Consider the following 1,228-nt stretch of genomic DNA (forward strand, 5'->3'; position numbering starts at 1 on the left):
CGGCCTGCAAGGCAAAGCTGAGCAGAAATCGCATGGCGGCTCCGCTCTTCGATGTGACAAGCTATGCCGCTGCGCTGGAATATCTTTACCATACCATGTGGGCTCGCTGCCGCGCAGGTCAACCACGAGCGGCTATTGCAGCCTGTGAGACCAGCGATCACGGCGCAAAATTCGATCCTGGCGTGGATCGACTATAAGCAGTTGACCCGCGCGCCCTTCACGCATCTTGCGCTCGACAATCTGTACGCTGTCGTCAATCCCAGAAGTCCAAAACACATCCGCTCGGCGACTGTCCTGCGACTGAAGACGGTTCGGGCGCCGATTTCAAACGGCATTCGTTGTCGGACTGGGCCAGATGAACAGGCCGTCGGTATTGCAGAAGAGATAGTGACCGTGGAACGGGCGCTCTACCGGCGTCTGCAGGCAGCAGTTTGTTGCCGCGCGACGTCCGTTATCGCTGCCTCGGCGCTCCGAAGCTGACTGAGCAGAATGTCCCAGCCTCGACCTTTTGGGCTTGATTGCGCTAACCTCCGGGAATGGCAGGTTCTGGGAACGGCGTCTGTTCAGAGGAGCGACTTAAATGGGCGCGTAGCCGACCGGCGGCGATCCGACTTCTGGAAGACCGGTTTCGGCGTAAGCCGACGTTCCAGAGGCCGCAGCGGAACGGCGAGAGTTGGTCGAGTTCTGCCGCCTTGAGTGCAGACAGTGGGACGGCAAGAGCCGCCAATTGCAGCTTTGCTGCTGACCTCGAAGCCCGCCATTGAGACAACAAGCCGGCACGCGAACGCCGGCTTGCCTAACCACCCACAGCAGCTAAGCAGGTGGCATGACCGCCTCCCACCTCGAACAGCTGCTTATCGCCCGCCTTATCCGGGAGAAAGGCGGCACATCGCAGACATGGCGGCGGGCCCTTGGCAAGGTGATCGTGCGTGACGCGGAAACACATGCCCATTGCAATTGGGATGTCAGACTAAGCGGCACCGAGACGCAGCGTGCCGCGATCGAGCGGCTTCTGGACGATGTACGACTTGAACATTCCATCGTCGCAGCCGGGTGAACGACCCAGGGCACGCAGCAGCCGACACCAACGCACCAAAGGCCCCCTCTGCCATTTGTATGGCTGCACGCTGTCGTTCCGGACAAGGCCTGGCTGCTTCGCTCAAGGAACCGGCGTGTATCCCAACCGAGCACCTCACCGGCCACGCAATACGATGTCCAAGATCGCCAC

The 1,228-nt window shown here is 60.7% G+C and carries 2 protein-coding genes; both read left to right on the forward strand.

Annotated elements, in window-relative coordinates:
• Positions 1-63: 63 nt before the first annotated feature.
• Complete coding sequence (locus tag MTR64_RS21255; protein ID WP_243996592.1) at positions 64-480, forward strand: hypothetical protein; 417 nt, start codon at positions 64-66, stop codon at positions 478-480.
• Positions 481-826: 346 nt separating this feature from the next.
• Positions 827-1,057 (forward strand): hypothetical protein, encoded by a 231-nt coding sequence (locus MTR64_RS21260; protein WP_243996594.1) that lies wholly within the window; start codon positions 827-829, stop codon positions 1,055-1,057.
• Positions 1,058-1,228: the final 171 nt, after the last annotated feature.

Origin of the sequence: Novosphingobium album (ex Hu et al. 2023) (assembly GCF_022832385.1) — a bacterium.
In the GTDB taxonomy this organism is placed as follows: Bacteria; Pseudomonadota; Alphaproteobacteria; order Sphingomonadales; family Sphingomonadaceae; genus Novosphingobium; species Novosphingobium album.